This window comes from Thioalkalivibrio sp. ALE21 (assembly GCF_003208255.1).
GTDB lineage: Bacteria > Pseudomonadota > Gammaproteobacteria > Ectothiorhodospirales > Ectothiorhodospiraceae > Thioalkalivibrio > Thioalkalivibrio halophilus.
This window is the reverse complement of sequence record NZ_QKMA01000004.1, coordinates 184979-201503: the sequence shown is the minus strand read 5'-3', so window position 1 is coordinate 201503 and position 16525 is coordinate 184979. Positions and strand designations below refer to the sequence as shown.

The window sequence follows — 16525 nt, the reverse complement described above, 5'->3', positions numbered from 1 at the left end:
CCGTGGCCGAGGGTGCGGCCGATCTGCCCGTCGCGCTCCAGGTGCTGGTGGCCCTCCTGACCGGGGCGGGGCTGGTCTTGATGCTGCGTCGCATGCCCTGGGAGGCCTTTTTCTTTCCCGGTCGCGCGCAGCTGTTCGCCGGCGCATTCATCGCGCTGCTGGTCATCTGGACCCTGCGCGCGCAGACCGTGGACGGTCTGGCCCTCCACCTGATGGGCATGACCGCGGTGACCCTGGTGTTCGGCTGGCAGCTGGCGATCCTGCTGGCGTTTCTGGTGGTGGGCGTGCTCGGACTGTTCGGCGTGCTGCCGATGTCGACCGTGCCCCTGACCGTGCTGCTGGCCGGCATTCTGCCGGTGGCGGTGACCTGGGGGCTGCTGCGCCTGACCGAAACCCGCCTGCCGCCGCACATGTTCATCTATCTCTACGGGGTCGCCTTCCTCGGAGGGGCGCTGTCGGCGGTGGTCGCGGTGCTGGGTACCGCGGCAGTGTACGGCCTGTTCACCGAACTGGCCTGGCACGAGGTCTATCGCGACTACGTGCGCTATCTCCCCCTGCTGATCCTGCCCGAGTCGGTGGTCAACGGCATCGTGGTCACGGCCCTGGTGGTCCTGCGCCCGGGCTGGCTGGCCACCTGGTCGGACGAGCGCTATCTCCACGGACGCTGACCTGCCCCGATCAAATCAGCATTTGTTTAATGAACCGTTCAGGAAGTGCCTGCTAATGTTCCTTCCACGCAGCGGCTGAGACCCTGTGCACAAAACCCGAAGGATCCAGCAGGAGACAACAACAATGAAGAATGTATTCGCGCTGATGACCGGGGCCGGTCTGGCCCTCGCCTTTACCCTCCCGGCGCAGGCGGCCGACATCAAGGCCGGGCAGTCCATGTATCAGGCCGTGTGTGCCAGCTGCCACCAGGCCGACGGACGTGGTCAGGCGATCTTCCCGGCCCTGAAGGGCCAGGACGCCGCCTACGTGACGGACAAGCTCGAACGCTACCGCGCCGGCGAACAAGTGGGAGACAATACCGCACTGATGCGCCCCCACGCGCAGTCGCTGAGCGACGAGGACATCGCCAACGTGGCGGCCTTTATCGACACCGAGTTCGCCGAGTAAGGCACGCGTTACCTTCCCGGGGCGGTTCCCGCCGGCCCCGCGGCGCGGTCCCGGTTTTTTTGCCCGGGGCCGCGCCTTCGGGTAAAGTTTTGCGGTTCAGAAGAACCGGCCCGTGTCCGGTTTCCTTCCCGATGCAACTTTCACGAGGCACCGCATGGCACAACCCGACCTGATTGCTCCGTCCATCCTGTCCGCCGATTTCGCCCGGCTGGGCGAGGAAGTCGAGAACGTCCTCAACTCGGGCGCCGACATCGTCCACTTCGACGTGATGGACAACCATTATGTCCCCAACCTGACCATCGGCCCGCTGGTCTGCGAAGCCCTGCGCAAGCACGGCATCCAGGCGCCGATCGACGTGCACCTGATGGTCAAGCCGGTGGATCGCATCATCCCGGATTTCGCCCAGGCCGGTGCCAGCTACATCACCTTCCATCCGGAGGCCTCCGACCACATCGACCGCACCCTGCAGCTGATCAAGAGCGAGGGCTGCAAGGCCGGGCTGGTGTTCAATCCGGCGACCCCGCTGTCGCATCTGGATTACGTGATGGACAAGGTCGACATGATCCTGCTGATGTCGGTGAACCCCGGTTTCGGCGGGCAGAAGTTCATCCCCGGCACGCTGGACAAGCTGCGCGAGGCGCGCCAGCGCATCGACGCCTCCGGCCGTGACATCCGCCTGGAGATCGACGGCGGCGTGAAGGCCGACAACATCCGCGAGGTGAAGGCGGCCGGCGCGGACACCTTCGTCGCCGGCTCGGCGATCTTCGGCGCGGGCGAGGATTCCGATCCCAACCGCTACGACAGCATCCTCAAGAAGATGCGTGACGAACTGGCCGGCGCCTGAGGGTCCCGTGAGCCTGAAGCGCCCCGCCATGATCCTGATCGACCTGGACGGCACGCTGATCGACAGCGTGCCCGATCTGGCCTGGAGCGTGGACGCGATGATGCGCGAGCTCGGCCTGCCCGAGCGCGGTGAGGCCGCGGTGCGCAACTGGGTGGGCAACGGCGTCGAGCGGCTGGTGCAGCGTGCGCTGGTCAACGATCTCGACGGCGAGCCCGACCCGGAGCTGTACCAGCGGGCCCTGCCGGTGTTCATGCGGATCTACCAGGAGAATACCGCCGGGCGCAGCCCGCTGTATCCCGGCGTGCGCGAGGGCCTGGACCGGTTGAAGGCCGAGGGTTACCGCCTGGGCTGTGTGACCAACAAGGCGGGCTGCTTCACCCGCCCGTTGCTGGCGGAGAAGGGCATCCTCGACGACTTCGAGATCGTGGTCGCCGGCGACGACCTGGAGAAGAAAAAACCGGACCCGGAGCCCCTGTGGCATGCCGCACGCGAGCTGGGGGTGAAGCCGGAGGATTCGCTGATGGTCGGGGATTCGAAGAGCGACGTGAAGGCGGCGCGCGCGGCGGGATTCCAGATCGTCTGCATGACCTACGGCTACAATCACGGGGACGACATCCGCGACCAGAATCCGGACGCGGTGCTGGACCGTCTGGACGAGCTCCCTGCGCGACTGCCGGCACGGGCGGCATGAGGCCGGTCATGGACGCCTGCTTCCCCGCAACCGGACGATGGCGCGACGGCCTCTGAACCGCCGTCCTTCATCCGACCCGTTGCCAGGAAATGTCCGCCATGACGCCCGAACAGTTCGACGAGCTGGCCCGCGAAGGCCACAACCGCATCCCGCTGGTGCGCGAGGTCCTGGCCGACCTCGAGACCCCGCTGTCGATCTTCCTCAAGCTGGCCAACCGGCCGTATTCGTATCTGTTCGAATCGGTGCAGGGCGGCGAGCGCTGGGGGCGCTATTCGTTCGTGGGCCTGCCGGCCCGCACCCTGGTGCGGGTGCACGGCCACGAGATCACGGTGGAGACCGACGGCGAGGTGGTCGAACGCGAGACCGTGGCCGACCCGCTGGCCTGGATCGAGGCCTATCAGGCGCGTTTCCGTGTCGCTGATCTGCCGGGCCTGCCGCGCTTCACCGGCGGGCTGGTCGGCTACTTCGGTTTCGAGACCGTCCGCCTGATCGAGCCGCGCCTGGACGGCCCGGACAAGCCCGACGAACTGGGCCTGCCGGACATCCTGCTGCTGGTCTCCGAGGAAGTCGTGGTCTACGACAACCTGTCCAGTCGCGCGTATCTGGTCGTGCACGCCGATGCGTCCCGGCCGGACGGGCAGGCGGTGGCGTCCGAGCGCCTGGATGAACTCGAGACCCGTCTGGGCGAACCGCTGGTTCCGCCGGACGATCCGCCGCATCCGCACGCGGTGCCGGAATACGTTCCCGGGTGGTCGGCCGAGGGCTTCCAGGCCGCGGTGGAGAAGGCGCAGCAGTACATCCTCGACGGCGACGTGATGCAGGTGGTGCTGGCGCAGCGCATGAGCGTGCCGTTTTCCGCGCCGCCGCTGGATCTCTACCGCGCCCTGCGCGAACTGAACCCGTCGCCCTACATGTATTACCTGGACCTGGGCGATCACCACGTGGTCGGCGCGTCGCCGGAGATCCTGGTGCGCCTGGAGGACGAACGCGTGACCGTGCGCCCGATCGCCGGGACCCGGCCGCGCGGGCGCGATCCGGACGAGGACCGCGCGCTGGAGGCCGAACTGCTGGCCGATCCCAAGGAGCGCGCGGAACATCTGATGCTGATCGACCTGGGGCGCAACGACGCCGGCCGGGTCAGCCGTGTGGGCTCGGTCCGGGTCACCGAGACCATGGCGGTGGAGCGCTACTCGCACGTGATGCACATTGTCTCGAACGTGGAGGGTGAGCTGGCGCCCGGGCTGTCGGCGATGGACGTGCTGCGGGCGACCTTCCCCGCCGGCACGGTCAGCGGCGCGCCCAAGATCCGCGCGCTGGAGATCATCGACGAGCTGGAGCCGGTCAAGCGCGGGCCGTACTCCGGTGCGGTGGGGTATCTCTCCTGGTCCGGCAACATGGACACCGCGATCGCCATCCGCACGGCGGTGCTGCACGAAGGCGAGCTGCACATCCAGGCGGGGGCCGGGGTGGTGCACGACTCGGTGCCCGAGAACGAGTGGCAGGAAACCCTGAACAAGGGCCGTGCCGTGGTGCGCGCGGCGGAAACCGCGCTGGGCGGGCTGGGACCGCGCCGCCACCGCCGCTGATTTCGCCGCCGGCGCGGGTGGCCCCCCCTGTTCCCCGGGTTTCCGGGCTTCGTTCCTCGCGCCGCGCTACGCTTGTCCGCAACCCGCCGTCCAGGCCATCCGGGAGCCCGACATGATCCTGATGCTCGACAACTATGATTCCTTCACCTACAACCTCGTGCAGTATCTGGGCGAGCTGGGAGCGGAGGTGGCCGTGCATCGCAACGACCGCATCACCCCGGAGGACATCGCCACGCTGGACCCCGCCGGGATCGTCATCTCGCCGGGCCCCTGCACGCCCAACGAGGCCGGGGTATCGCTGGCGGTGATCGAGCGCTTCGCCGGCGAGATCCCGATCCTCGGCGTGTGCCTCGGCCATCAGGCCATCGGGCAGGCCTTCGGGGGGGCCGTGGTGCGTGCGCGCGAGATCATGCACGGGAAGACCTCGCCGGTGCACCATACCGGTCAGGGCGTGTTCACCGGGCTGGAGAATCCGCTGGAGGCCACCCGCTATCATTCGCTGGTGGTGGATGCCGGCTCGGTGCCGGACTGCCTCGAGGTCACCGCGTGGACGGAACACGCCGACGGCACGCGTGACGAGATCATGGGACTGCGTCACCGTGAACTGGACGTGGAAGGCGTGCAGTTCCACCCGGAGTCCATCCTCACCCGTCAGGGCCACGAGCTGCTGGACAACTTCCTGCGCCGCCTGCCACAGCCGGCGTGAACCGCGCCGATCGCCGTCTCCGGCTGCGCTATGCGCTGCTGGTGGCGCCGCTGGTGATGCTGGCGCCGTTCTCACTGGATACCTATCTGCCGTCGTTTCCGGCGATGGCGGAATCCCTGGCGGTGGACTCCGCGGCCATGCAGGCCACTCTGTCCGCCTACCTGGTGGCGTTTGCCCTGTCCACGCTGGTCACCGGTCCGCTGTCGGACGCCTTCGGGCGCCGTCCGGTGGTGCTGTGGGCGCTGTTCGCCTATCTGCTGATCTCCGCGCTGCTGGTGGTGGCCACCGCCTACTGGCAGGTGGTGACCCTGCGCATCCTGCAGGGCCTGGCGGCGGCCACCGGGGTGGTGGTCGGACGGGCGCTGGTGCGCGACCGTTTCGACCCCACCGATGCGCGCCGGGTCTTTGCCCTGGTGACCATGGTGTTCTCCATCGGGCCGGCCGCCGCACCCATCATCGGGGGCTGGCTGCAGGCCGGCTTTGGCTGGCGCTCGGTGTTTGCCTTTCTCGCGCTGTATGGCGGCGTGCTGTTGCTGGCGGCGCGGGCGTTCCTGCCGGAGACGCTGCCCCCGGTCGGGCGGGTGCGCAGCCGGCCGCCGGCGATCGTGCAGGGTTATCTGCGGACCCTGCGCAACCCGCGATTCCTGCGGCCGGTGGGGGTGCACGCGGCGATGTTCGGGGCGATGTTCATCTTCATTGCGGCCTCGCCCACGCTGATCTACGAGCATCTGGGCGGGGACGAACGCGATTTCTGGTGGCTGTTCCTGCCGCTGGTGGCCGGGCTGCTGCTGGGGGCGTTCGTGGCCGGACGCACGGCCGCGCGCCTGACGCCGCAGGCCGCCGTGAGCATCGGCCTGGGCCTGAGCGGAACGGCCCTGGTGCTGATCGGGGTCGGTGCCTGGCTGGACGGACCGGTGGTGTCGATCACCGGGCCGTTCGCGCTGTACAGTTTCGCCCTGGCCACGGCCATGCCGTCGCTGACCCTGCTGGCGCTGGACTGCTACCCCGGGGCACGCGGCATGGCCTCGGCCATGCAGGCCTTCGTGCAGCTGGGCATCAGTGCATTGCTGACGCTGTTCCTGGTCGACCATCTGGATGATGATCCGCGCCACCTGGTGGCGGGGGCTCTGGTGGTGTGGTCGGTCGGGGCGCTGATCTGGTGGCTGGGCGGCGGTCCGCGCGACGTGCCGCGCGCCCCGGCGGCCGTTCGACCTGCGTAAAGCCGCGCGTTTCCCTAAACTGTGCCCCCGTTGATCCCTGACCGCCCAGCAGCCGGAGAACGAACGTGACCCTGCCCCAAGCCATTGCGAAGCTGGTTGAACGCCAGGACCTGGACGCCGACGAGATGACCGCCGTGATGCGCGCGGTGATGGGCGGTGAGGCCACCGATGCCCAGATCGGCGGCCTGCTGGTCGCCCTGCGGATGAAGGGCGAGACCATCGACGAGATCCGCGCCGCCGCCGGGGTGATGCGGGAACTGGCGACGCGGGTGGACGTCCCGCGCGCCGGCCTGGTGGATACCTGCGGGACCGGGGGCGATGCCTCCGGGACCTTCAACATCTCCACCGCCTCGGCACTGGTGGCCGCGGCCGCCGGGGTGCGGGTGGCCAAGCACGGCAACCGGTCGGTGTCCTCGCGTTCGGGCTCCGCCGATGTGCTGGAAACCCTGGGCGTAAGCCTGGAGCTGGGCCCCGACGCGGTGGCGACCTGCATCCAAGAGGTCGGGGTCGGCTTCCTGTTCGCCCCGGCCCATCACGGGGCGATGCGCCATGCGATCGGGCCGCGCCGGGAGCTCGGCGTGCGCACGCTGTTCAACGTGCTGGGGCCGCTGACCAATCCGGCCGGTGCGCCCAACCAGGTGCTGGGGGTGTTCTCCGCGGACTGGCTGCGACCGCTGGCGGAGGCCCTGAAGGGCCTGGGTTCCGAACACGTGATGGTGGTGAACGCCGAGGACGGGCTGGACGAGATCAGCATCGGCGCGCCGACCCGGGTGGCGGAACTGCGCGACGGCGAGATTACGGAATATACCCTGCGGCCGGAGGATGTCGGCCTGACCACGGCCGCCCTGGACACCGTGCGGGTCGCCGACGTGGCGGCCTCGGCGGCGATGTTGCGCGACGTGCTGGCGGGTACGCCGGGACCCGCGCGCGACATCGTCCTGCTCAATGCCGGCGCGGCGATCTTCGTGGGCGGCGGAGCGCCCAGCCTGGAGGCGGGCGTACGCCGGGCCGCCGAGGTGATCGACAGCGGCGCCGCCCGCCAACGACTGGAACAGCTGCAGGCCGTCTCCACGCGGCTGGCACAAAAGGAGAGTTGAAACATGAGTGACGACACCCCCGATATCCTCGAGCGGATCCTCGAACGCAAGCGTGAGGAACTGATCGAGCGCTCCGATGTGCAGCCCTTGCGCGAACTGCGTGGCTGGCTGACGTCGGCGGAGGAGCCGCGCGGTTTTCGCGCCGCGCTGCAGGCGGACATCGACGCCGGGCGCGCCGCGGTGATCGCCGAGATCAAGAAGGCCAGCCCCAGCAAGGGGCAGATCAGTCCGAACTTCAACCCGGATGCCTTTGCCCGCTCGTATGCCGAGCACGGGGCCACCTGCCTGTCGGTGCTGACGGACGTGAGCTTCTTCAAGGGCCGCGACGGTGACCTGCGTGCGGCGCACGTGGCCTGCGAGCTGCCGATTCTGCGCAAGGATTTCGTGATCGACCTGTATCAGGTCTACGAGGCGCGCGTGCTGGGGGCCGATGCGGTGCTGCTGATTGCGGCGGTGCTGGATGACACCAACCTGGGCGAACTGATCTTCCTGACCCGCGAGCTGGGCATGGATCCGCTGGTGGAGGTGCACGACGCCGAGGAACTGGAGCGTGCGGTGCGCCTGGGTGCGGACCTGATCGGCATCAACAACCGCGACCTGCGCAGTTTCGAGACGCGTCTGGAGACCACCCTGGAGCTGCTCGACCGGGTACCGGAAGACGTGCTGCTGGTGACCGAGAGCGGCATCCACAGCGTCGAGGACGTGCAGCGGATGCGCGATGCGGGCGTGAATGCGTTCCTCGTGGGCGAGGCCTTCATGCGCGAGGAGGATCCGGGCGCAGCCCTCGGGCGGCTGTTCCGCGGCGAGGGCTGAGCCGGGGCTGCGGGATCAGCGCGTGCCGTAGACCACGATGGTCTTGCCGTGCGCGCTGATCAGGCCGCGTTCTTCCAGTTCCTTGAGCACGCGGCCGGCCATCTCGCGCGAGCAGCCAACGATGCGCGCCAGTTCCTGGCGGGTGATGCGCAGCTGCATGCCGTCGGGGTGGGTCATCGCGTCGGGCTGCTGAGCGAGGTCGAGCAGGGTGTGCGCGATGCGGCCGGTGACATCGACGAAGGCGAGGTCCATGACCTTGCGCGAGGTCTGGCGCAGCCGGGCCGCGATCTGTCGGGTCAGCAGCATCAGGATCTCGGGGTCGCGCATCGCCAGCTCGCGGAAGCGGGTGTAGGGGATCTCCGCGGTGTCGGTGTCCTCGCGGGTGACGACCGTGGCGCTGCGCGGATCATCCTCGAACAGCCCGAGCTCGCCGAAGAATTCGCCCCGGTTGAGATAGGCCAGCACCAGTTCGTGGCCGTTGTTCTCGCCCAGGACAGAGACCGAGCCGCCGAGTACGTAGTACAGCGTGTCCGGTACCGTGCCCGCCTGGATCACGGTGGTCCGGCGCGGATAGTGGCGGCGCTGGCAGTGTTCCAGCAGGCGTTCCATCGCCGGAGAATGGTTGGGCATGGCTGTTTGGGCTGGGGAAGGCTTGCTCATGATTACCGGTTCGATCGGGAGAACACGTTAAAGTGTAGTCCACGAGAGTGTAATGCACCCGGCGGGTGGTTCGGTGACGATTCTGCTTCGACGGGTTCACAAAAACATCGGGCAGGACGGGACATGCAAGTACGAGTGAAATGGCTGGACGGCGTGGCTTTCGTCGGCGAGACGGACAGCGGCCACGCGGTGGTGATGGACGGCGCGCCGGACGCCGGCGGACGCAACCTGGGGGCGCGTCCGATGGAGATGCTGCTGCTGGGGCTGGGCGGCTGCACCAGTTTCGACGTGGTGGCGATGCTGAAGAAGTCGCGGCAGGATGTGCTCGACTGTCAGGTGGACATCGACGGCACCCGCGCCGACGAGGTGCCGAAGGTCTTCACCGACATCCATGTGCATTTCCGGGTGTACGGGAACGATCTGTCGGAAAAGCACGTCGCACGGGCGGTACAGCTCTCCGCCGAGAAATACTGTTCGGCGTCGATGATGCTGGGGGCGTCGGCCCGCGTGACCCATGATTTCGAGATCGTGGAAGGGCCGGCTCCGCGCTGAGCCGCTGGCGGGTGCAAGCCGTTGACTCGCCGCGTGATGTCTCTACAATTCGCCGCTCCTTACGGCCCGGGCAAGAGGGTACGCCATGTCGCGTCACAAGAAGCAGATCAAGCTCCACGGCTTCAACAACCTGACCAAGAGCCTGAGCTTCAATATCTATGACATCTGCTATGCGTCGGGCGATCGTCATCGCGACGAGTACATCGCCTACATCGACGAGGCCTACAACGCCCAGCGTCTGACGCAGATCCTGACGGACGTGGCGCACCTGATCGGTGCCAACATTCTCGACATCTCGCGCCAGGACTACGACCCGCAGGGCGCGTCGGTGACCATGCTGATCTCCGAGGAGCCGGTGGCCACCGAGCAGATCGGTTACACCGAGGGTCCGGGACCGCTGCCGGAGACCGTGGTCGGTCACCTCGACAAGAGCCACATCACCGTGCATACCTATCCGGAGGCCCATCCGGAGGGCGGGATCGCGACCTTCCGCGCGGATATCGACGTGTCCACCTGCGGGCGCATTTCACCGCTGCGCGCGCTGAACTACCTGATCCACAGCTTCGAGTCGGACATCGTGATCATGGACTACCGGGTGCGGGGGTTCACCCGGGACGTGCGCGGCAAGAAGCACTTCATCGATCACAAGATCAACTCCATCCAGGACTTCCTGTCGCGCGACACCAAGGACAAGTACCAGATGGTGGACGTGAACGTGTACCAGGAGTACCTGTTCCACACGAAGATGGTGCTGAAGGACTTCGATCTGGACAACTATCTGTTCGGCCTGGGCAAGGACGACTACTCGGCGAAGGAAGCCAAGCGCATCGCCAAGCTGCTCAAGCACGAGATGATGGAGATCTTCTACGGCAAGAACATGAGCCGCGGAAGCTGACGCGCCGCGGGGATGCCCGGCCCGGGGAAACCGGGCTCAGATCCGGTAGGCGGTGTGCGTCATGATCTTCGAGGTCAGTGGCATCAGCACGCTGCGCACCGGCCACGGCAGGGTCCGGCCCCCCATCGCCATGGCCTTTGCCCCGTGTTCCACCTCTTCCTGCTTCATCTGCTCGAGGATGCGTGCCGACACCGTGTCGGACGGCGGCAGGCGGTCCAGGTGCCGGTCCAGGTGCTGCTCCACCTGGCGCTCGGTCTCGTCGACAAACCCCAGGCTGTAGCGGTCCCCGGACAGTCCGGCCAGCGCACCCACGCCCAGCGAACTCACGTACCAGAAGGGCGTCAGCAGGCTGGTGTGCATGCCCATTTCGTGAACCCGCCGCGCGCACCAGTGCAGGTGGTCGCCTTCCTCGCGCGCCGCCTGATCCAGCTGCGCGCGGATCGCCGGGGTACGGGCGGTGAGCATCTGCCCCTGATAGAGCCCCTGGGCGGCCACCTCGCCGGCATGGTTGACCCGCATCAGGCGCCCGGTTTCCTGACGGTCATGGTCGTCCAGCATCGGACCGGGTTCGTCGCCACCGGGCGACGGGCGGCCGGTGGAGCGGGCATGCCCGGAGACGACCTTGACGAGGGCGTCGGCCTGGGTGATCAGATGATCCAGCGGGGAGAGTCGGCGCATGGCGGGCGCTCGGGTATGGGCTTTGTCTCAGGTTACCGCGAGGCGCCCCGCAAGGAAACGGGCCGGGGAGAGCAGCGGCGGGTCTTCAGGCGATTGCGGCTGCAGCGCGCGCAGATGCACCCGGCAGCCCACGTTGCCGGAGACGATGCAGTCAGGAGCCTCCGTGCCCAGGGCCTGCAGGGTTTGCTGCCCCAGGGCATCGGCCTGTTCCGGCCAGGCGAGCATCGCGGTGCCACCCGCGCCACAGCAGTTGGGGAGGGACGGGGTCCCGGTGAGGGTCACGCCGGGCAGGCCGCGCAGCAGCGTCGGCAGGATCTCGCCCTCGCGGGTGACGTTCCGCTGGGTGCAGGGACGATGCAGGGCGACGCGCACCGGCTCTTCGCGCCAGCCTTCACGGGGCGGGCCGTGTTCCTCCAGGTGTCGGGCGACGAAGCGCGTGAGGCTGGTCGCGCGGGTCCCCGGGAAGCTGTCAGCGGCCTCGCGCAGGGTCGCCTCGCAGCCGCTGTCGAGGACGATCACCGGCGGGCCATCCTCGGCCGCACCGAAGGCTTCGCGATTGTGCCGCTCCAGTTCCGTGGCCGCCGCGGGTCGTCCGGCGTGTCGGTCCAGGGCGCCGCAGCAGGTCCGGGAGGAGGGGATGCCCACCTTCAGACCCAGCGCATGCAGGACGGTCAGGGCCGCTTCCAGGTCGGGCCCGGTGAAGAAGGCGTCCATGCAGCCGGTGAACAGCAGCACGTCGACCGCGTCGGGCGGGCCGTCGGCGCGCAGCCGCGGAGGCGGGGCGAGGCTGGGGCGCGCATGTTCCAGGGCCCGGCGCACGGTGGCGTCCAGTCCCGGGAGCCCGGCGCGCGGCAGCCGTGCGGCGGCCCGGGCCCCGAGGCCGGCGAGTCGCCGCAGCCGGGGCGATCCCAGCAGGCGGTCGTGCAGCATGCGCGGCATGGGCAGCGGGGCGCCCTCCGGCTCGTCCGATTCCTGAAGGAGGATTTCGCGGGTGCGATCCATCAGGGCACCGAAGGGGACTCCGGCCGGGCACACGGCCTCGCAGGAGCGGCAGCCGAGACAGCCTTCCAGATGGCTGCGCAGGCGGGGTGACTGCGGATCGAGCTCGCCGCGGGCCAGGCCCTGCATCAGGGTCAGGCGACCTCGCGGGGAGTCGCCTTCCTGCCGGTGCAGTTCGTAGGTGGGGCAGTGGGGCAGGCACAGACCGCAGTGCACGCACTGATCCACCGCCGAAAGCCCCGTGTACTTCGGGGGTAGGTCGGAGCTCCCCAGCGGCTTTGCTAGGGTCCCGGGCCCGTTTGCTGACCCGGAGGGTCCCATGTTGTCGCGTGTACCGCGTTCCGCCGCCGTACTGTTGTCTTCCGTCATGCTTGTCAGCATACCAGTCTCGCAAGCTCAGGCCTGGGATGCGGAGGGATGGGAAACCACGCTGGAGGCCGGGGCCTCGCTGACGACCGGGAATACCGAGTCGGCCACCGCCAGCGGTCGGATCCGCGCCGAGCATACCGCCGAGTTGTGGCGCAACCGGCTGCGGGGCGACGCGCTGTTCACCGAGGAAGACCGCGAGACCACGGGGCAGCGTTACGTCGCGGGGTACCAGCTTGACCGGCGTCTGGCGGAACACGATTACGTGTTCGGCGCGCTGCGTTACGAACGCGACCGTTTCAGCAGCTATGACTATCAGGCCTCGCAGACCGTGGGTTACGGCCGGCGTCTGGTGGATCGCGAGCGCGTGCGACTGGATGGCGAGATCGGCGTCGGCGCCCGCCAGGCACGCCTGGCCGAATCCGGGGAGTCCGACACCGACGCGGTCGGCCGGATCGGGGGCAACCTGCGCTGGGACATCAGCCAGAGTGCGCGTCTGACCGACGAGCTGCTGATCATCAGCGGTCGGGACAACACCGAGGTCGAGAACATCCTCGCCCTGACCGCCGACATGACCGACCGCATGGCTTTGCGGACCAGCTTCACCGTCAAGCACAACACCGATGTCGAGCCTGGGAAGAAAAACACCGACACCATCAGCGAGGTCAGCCTGGTCTGGCGTTTTCGCTGAACCGGCCGGACACAGTATGATGAAGCCGATTTGATCCGGGAGCATCGCATGGGCTACTACCAGCGGCACATCTTCTTCTGTACCAACTGCCGGGAAGACGGCAACTGCTGCGAGGATCACGGGGCGACCGAGATGCGCTCGTACGCCAAGAACCGGGCCAAGGAGATGGGCATCCACGGCAAGGGGCAGGTACGGGTGAACACCGCCGGCTGCCTGGATCGCTGCAACGAGGGTCCGGTGGCCGTGGTGTATCCCGAAGGGGTCTGGTACACCTACCAGGACGAGCGCGACATCGACGAGATCCTGGAAGAGCACCTCGCCAATGGCCGGGTGGTCGAACGGCTGCAGATCTGAGGTGCCGGGCCCGCTTCCGGGGCCTTGACTTCGCCGGCCTGCCCCGGGAAAATCCGCATCCCGCGTGGCTACGTAGCTCAGCTGGTTAGAGCACATCACTCATAATGATGGGGTCCCCTGTTCGAATCAGGGCGTAGCCACCACCAATTCAAGGGGTTGCCTCGGCAGCCCCTTTCTCGTTTGGGCACCGTGCCCATTCGGTGCCCGGGGCTTCGCTGAAGGTCTCCCACCGTTTCGTGCAGCCACGCCATCGTGCGTGGCCACCGCCGAGATAGCTCCCCTTTCATCAGGACCTGTTCCGCGCTTCGGTGCCGAGAACGGGGTCACTGTGTTTCGCGATCCCCTTCCGGATACGGCGCGCACCGCTGATCTCTTTAGCGACTTCCCGGAAGAGTCGCGCGAGGGGCAGGGTGTCTGGCCACCGCCGGATCGTTTCCCGCTGAACGTTGACGGGCGGACGGTGCGCGAACGGGTGATTGCGGACCTTGTGTCTGCGGACTCGCCGTTGGTGGTGACGGGCTACGGGGCGCTTGAAGAGCTCGTTCGTCTGGAGAGTGACCTGGGGGAGGTTCGGCCCCTTCGCATTCTCTTGGGTAACGAGCCGAGCGTGGGGGAGGGAGGTCACCGCAGTCTGAAGGCGCCGAGCTTCCCCGAGGAAGTCGAGCAGTACTGGCTGGATCGAGGAATCGCCCTGCGCCTGTCGGCCCGGCTGATCCATTTTCGGGAGCGACTACGCGAGGGCGCCGTCGAGGCGCGGTACTGGCCCGACACGCAGCGGCCACTGCACGCCAAGATCTATCTTGGGGCGGGGGCGGTAACGCTGGGCTCGAGCAACTTCAGCCGGAACGGGCTGGAACGTCAGCACGAGGCGAATGCGCGGTTCACTGCAACGGGTGAACCGAGGCGTTACCGCGAGGCCGCGGCGCTGGCCGAACAGTTCTGGTCTTTTGGAGAGGACTACACCGATGCGTTGCTGGCGCTGCTCGAGCGTCTGCTGCATGTCGTCGGGTGGCGCGATGCGCTGGCCCGCGCCTGCGGGGAGCTGCTGGAGGGTGACTGGGCGAAGGGTTTTCTGCAGCAGGTCGACCGCGAGGCTTTCCGTGCGCTGTGGCCGGCCCAGCGCCAAGGGATCGCACAGGCGCTGTATCTGCTGGACCGTCAGGGAGCGGTGCTGATTGCGGATGCGACGGGGTCGGGCAAGACGCGCATGGGTGCGCATCTTCTGCGGGCGCAGCAGGCGCGGATCCAGGGGGTGGGCGGGATGCCCCGCTCGGTCATGATTGCACCCTCGACCGTCGTGGAGGAGTGGGAGCGGGAGGCCTCCCGGGCCGACACCGCGCTGGATGTCTTTTCGGTTGGCCTTCTCAGTCACGGCAGCCGCAAGGCATGGCAGCTGGATGATGCCCTGAGGCGGGCGCGCCTGCTGGCCGTGGACGAGTGCCACAATTTCCACAATCGCCGCTCGCGCAGGACACGGCGGCTGTTTACCAATCACCTTGCCGATGACGTTCTGCTGTTCACCGCTACGCCGATCAACCGGAATGTCGATGACCTGGTCCGGATTGCGGATCTGCTCGGTGCCGACAACCTGCAGCCGAGCACGCTGAAGGCCCTGGAACGGGTCAATCGTCCCGGTCGCTGGCACGGTCTGGGCGAGGACGAGGCTGCCCAGCTGCGCGATGAAATCCGGACATTCACCATTCGCCGTACCAAGCGCATGTTCAATGCGCTGATTGATCGCGCGCCCGGGGCCTATCGGGATCACACGGGCCGGCCCTGCCGCTATCCGGAGCACCGCTCGTACAGCTATTCCCTGAACGAACCGGCTGCCGACCGTGAACGCGCCGGTCGGATCCGGGAGCTTCTCGATCAGCTCTTCGGCGTGGTCCAGGTTCCGGCGGTCCTGGAACTGAGCGCCGTACAAAGGCAGCAGGGACTCACCGAGGACCAGTATCGCGACAACCTGCTGCTCGGGCCTCACAAGCTGGTCCGCTACCGGGTCATGGCGGCCCTGCGATCTTCGCGTGCGGCCTTGAGCGTCCAGCTCGAAGAGCGGCTGCCGGGCGTCGAGATCTGGCAGGCTACGGGCAGCGATGAGCGAAGCCGCCAGGCGGTACTCCGTGCGTTTCGGCCGGGTGGCGACGAGCAGACCGGTGTGGCGCTGTGTTCGGACAGCCTGTCCGAAGGGGTGAACCTGCAGGCGGCCTCGGCGCTGGTTCATCTCGACATGCCCTCGGTGATACGCGTGGCCGAACAGCGAACCGGACGCGTCGATCGTCTCGACAGCCCCCATGCCGAGGTCGAAGTCTGGTGGCCCGGGGATGCCGAGGAGTTTGCTCTCAGTGCCGATGCTCGATTCCTGGATCGAGTCGGCGCGGTGACGGAACTCCTCGGGACCAATCTCCCGTTGCCGGAAGACCTGCAGCAGCAGTCCCGGGAAAGCGTTGACGCCGACACCCTGATCCGCGAATACGAGCGTACGGCCCGTTCGATCGAGGAAGCGGAACCGCATGATGCGTTTGCCGCGGTGCGCGGGCTGGTGGAAGGTTCGAGTGCCCTGGTCGAACCGGATATTTACGAGTATTACCGGGAGTGCTCCGTACGGGTGCTCTCAAGGGTCAGCGTGGTGGCCAGCGACGCCGTCTGGGCCTTCTTCTGTCTGGCCGGCAGTGCGGACCGGGCGCCGCGCTGGTTCTTCTTCTCGGGCCCGGATGCCGAGGCAACGACCTCGTTGGACAAGGTGGCCGCGGTGCTGCGCGAGCGACTGGCGCCGGATCCGCCCAACGGTGAAATCGACGATTCGGCCGCGAGGTGGCTGGCGCACTTTTCCGAGCGCCTCCCGGAGGCCGAACGGGCGCAGTTACCACTGCGCAAGCAACGCGCCCTGCAAGAGATGACCAGGGTCCTCAATGGATTTTGCGAGGAGGCGGCCCGCCAGAGGGAGCAAGTGCGCCTTGACGCCTATCTCGCTCTGCGCAATCTACTGGAACGCAAGCCGGAAACGCTGACGGGCGGAGAACCGGATTGGGAGGCGCTTGCCAATCGCTGGCTGGAGCTCATCCGTCCCTACTGGTATCGCCGCCTGACCCAGCAGCGCCGGGGGGTCCTTCGCCTGCGGGATCTGCGCAAGGAACTCATTGAGGCGGAGTCGGAGCTTGGCCCCGAGGTACTGGAGGCGTTTGCCAGCCTCCCGCTTCAAAGCTCTGCGGAGGAGCGGGTGGTCGCGGCCATTCTCGGCATGCCCGATCGTTGATCTA

17 protein-coding genes and 1 tRNA gene are annotated in these 16525 nt (G+C 67.6%); 15 read left to right on the top strand and 3 right to left on the bottom strand.

The window, feature by feature from the left end; genetic code table 11:
* Positions 1–2 precede the first annotated feature (2 nt).
* From D893_RS05725 to trpC, 9 genes are all read left to right on the top strand, one after another.
* On the top strand, positions 3–668 hold the full coding sequence (locus tag D893_RS05725) for an energy-coupling factor ABC transporter permease (RefSeq protein ID WP_018947539.1): 666 nt from the start codon (positions 3–5) through the stop codon (positions 666–668).
* Between the two features lie 124 nt (positions 669–792).
* Positions 793–1116 (top strand): c-type cytochrome, encoded by a 324-nt coding sequence (locus tag D893_RS05720; RefSeq protein WP_024328293.1) that lies wholly within the window; start codon positions 793–795, stop codon positions 1114–1116.
* Between the two features lie 154 nt (positions 1117–1270).
* Complete coding sequence (gene rpe / locus D893_RS05715) at positions 1271–1960, top strand: ribulose-phosphate 3-epimerase (RefSeq protein WP_018947537.1); 690 nt, start codon at positions 1271–1273, stop codon at positions 1958–1960.
* A gap of 7 nt (positions 1961–1967) precedes the next feature.
* Complete coding sequence (locus tag D893_RS05710; protein WP_026289027.1) at positions 1968–2651, top strand: phosphoglycolate phosphatase; 684 nt, start codon at positions 1968–1970, stop codon at positions 2649–2651.
* 98 nt (positions 2652–2749) lie between these two features.
* Positions 2750–4237 carry an anthranilate synthase component I gene (gene trpE / locus D893_RS05705; protein ID WP_018947535.1) on the top strand — a complete coding sequence of 496 codons (1488 nt, stop codon included), beginning with the start codon at positions 2750–2752 and terminating at the stop codon, positions 4235–4237.
* A 112-nt stretch (positions 4238–4349) separates the two neighbouring features.
* Positions 4350–4943 carry an aminodeoxychorismate/anthranilate synthase component II gene (locus D893_RS05700; RefSeq protein ID WP_110619335.1) on the top strand — a complete coding sequence of 198 codons (594 nt, stop codon included), beginning with the start codon at positions 4350–4352 and terminating at the stop codon, positions 4941–4943.
* Positions 4940–6163, top strand: coding sequence for a multidrug effflux MFS transporter (locus D893_RS05695; RefSeq protein WP_246863882.1), 1224 nt, complete (start codon positions 4940–4942; stop codon positions 6161–6163). The genes D893_RS05700 and D893_RS05695 overlap by 4 nt, the downstream gene beginning before the upstream one ends.
* Before the next feature lie 65 nt (positions 6164–6228).
* Complete coding sequence (gene trpD / locus D893_RS05690) at positions 6229–7260, top strand: anthranilate phosphoribosyltransferase (protein ID WP_110619334.1); 1032 nt, start codon at positions 6229–6231, stop codon at positions 7258–7260.
* Positions 7261–7263: 3 nt separating this feature from the next.
* Entirely contained in the window at positions 7264–8073 is an 810-nt protein-coding gene (gene trpC, locus D893_RS05685; RefSeq protein WP_024328287.1) for an indole-3-glycerol phosphate synthase TrpC, read from the top strand.
* Between the two features lie 15 nt (positions 8074–8088).
* Here the strand turns inward: trpC and crp are convergent, their stop codons facing one another.
* On the bottom strand, positions 8089–8703 hold the full coding sequence (gene crp / locus D893_RS05680; protein ID WP_018947530.1) for a cAMP-activated global transcriptional regulator CRP: 615 nt from the start codon (positions 8701–8703) through the stop codon (positions 8089–8091).
* 153 nt (positions 8704–8856) lie between these two features.
* Between crp and D893_RS05675 the strand changes: the two genes are divergently transcribed.
* Entirely contained in the window at positions 8857–9285 is a 429-nt protein-coding gene (locus tag D893_RS05675; protein ID WP_018937151.1) for an OsmC family protein, read from the top strand.
* A gap of 85 nt (positions 9286–9370) precedes the next feature.
* A complete protein-coding gene (gene speD, locus D893_RS05670; protein WP_018869719.1) occupies positions 9371–10180 on the top strand; it encodes an adenosylmethionine decarboxylase in 810 nt (269 codons plus the stop codon).
* A gap of 36 nt (positions 10181–10216) precedes the next feature.
* Here speD and coq7 read toward each other — a convergent pair whose 3' ends face one another.
* Both coq7 and D893_RS05660 read right to left on the bottom strand, forming a co-directional pair.
* Complete coding sequence (gene coq7, locus D893_RS05665; protein WP_018947528.1) at positions 10217–10858, bottom strand: 2-polyprenyl-3-methyl-6-methoxy-1,4-benzoquinone monooxygenase; 642 nt, start codon at positions 10856–10858, stop codon at positions 10217–10219.
* Positions 10859–10885: 27 nt separating this feature from the next.
* Complete coding sequence (locus tag D893_RS05660) at positions 10886–12073, bottom strand: (Fe-S)-binding protein (protein WP_110619360.1); 1188 nt, start codon at positions 12071–12073, stop codon at positions 10886–10888.
* Positions 12074–12176: 103 nt separating this feature from the next.
* On the opposite strand from D893_RS05660, the gene D893_RS05655 reads away from it, so the two are divergent.
* The 4 genes from D893_RS05655 (at position 12177) to D893_RS05640 (ending at position 16521) form a co-directional block, all read left to right on the top strand.
* A complete protein-coding gene (locus D893_RS05655; RefSeq protein WP_018947526.1) occupies positions 12177–12914 on the top strand; it encodes a DUF481 domain-containing protein in 738 nt (245 codons plus the stop codon).
* A 48-nt stretch (positions 12915–12962) separates the two neighbouring features.
* Positions 12963–13268 carry a ferredoxin gene (locus D893_RS05650; RefSeq protein ID WP_018947525.1) on the top strand — a complete coding sequence of 102 codons (306 nt, stop codon included), beginning with the start codon at positions 12963–12965 and terminating at the stop codon, positions 13266–13268.
* A gap of 66 nt (positions 13269–13334) precedes the next feature.
* Positions 13335–13411 (top strand) — tRNA-Met (locus D893_RS05645).
* 185 nt (positions 13412–13596) lie between these two features.
* Positions 13597–16521, top strand: a complete 2925-nt coding sequence (locus tag D893_RS05640) for a helicase-related protein (RefSeq protein ID WP_110619333.1) — start codon at positions 13597–13599, stop codon at positions 16519–16521.
* The last annotated feature ends 4 nt before the right edge of the window (positions 16522–16525 follow it).

Coding starts and splice junctions, on each gene's coding strand:
- D893_RS05720 (WP_024328293.1), top strand. CDS start 793: ATGAAGAATGTATTCGCGCTGATGACCGGGGCCGGTCTGGCCCTCGCC.
- rpe (WP_018947537.1), top strand. CDS start 1,271: ATGGCACAACCCGACCTGATTGCTCCGTCCATCCTGTCCGCCGATTTC.
- crp (WP_018947530.1), bottom strand. CDS start 8,703: ATGCCCAACCATTCTCCGGCGATGGAACGCCTGCTGGAACACTGCCAG.
- D893_RS05700 (WP_110619335.1), top strand. CDS start 4,350: ATGATCCTGATGCTCGACAACTATGATTCCTTCACCTACAACCTCGTG.
- D893_RS05650 (WP_018947525.1), top strand. CDS start 12,963: ATGGGCTACTACCAGCGGCACATCTTCTTCTGTACCAACTGCCGGGAA.
- speD (WP_018869719.1), top strand. CDS start 9,371: ATGTCGCGTCACAAGAAGCAGATCAAGCTCCACGGCTTCAACAACCTG.
- D893_RS05655 (WP_018947526.1), top strand. CDS start 12,177: ATGTTGTCGCGTGTACCGCGTTCCGCCGCCGTACTGTTGTCTTCCGTC.
- trpC (WP_024328287.1), top strand. CDS start 7,264: ATGAGTGACGACACCCCCGATATCCTCGAGCGGATCCTCGAACGCAAG.
- trpE (WP_018947535.1), top strand. CDS start 2,750: ATGACGCCCGAACAGTTCGACGAGCTGGCCCGCGAAGGCCACAACCGC.
- D893_RS05675 (WP_018937151.1), top strand. CDS start 8,857: ATGCAAGTACGAGTGAAATGGCTGGACGGCGTGGCTTTCGTCGGCGAG.
- coq7 (WP_018947528.1), bottom strand. CDS start 10,858: ATGCGCCGACTCTCCCCGCTGGATCATCTGATCACCCAGGCCGACGCC.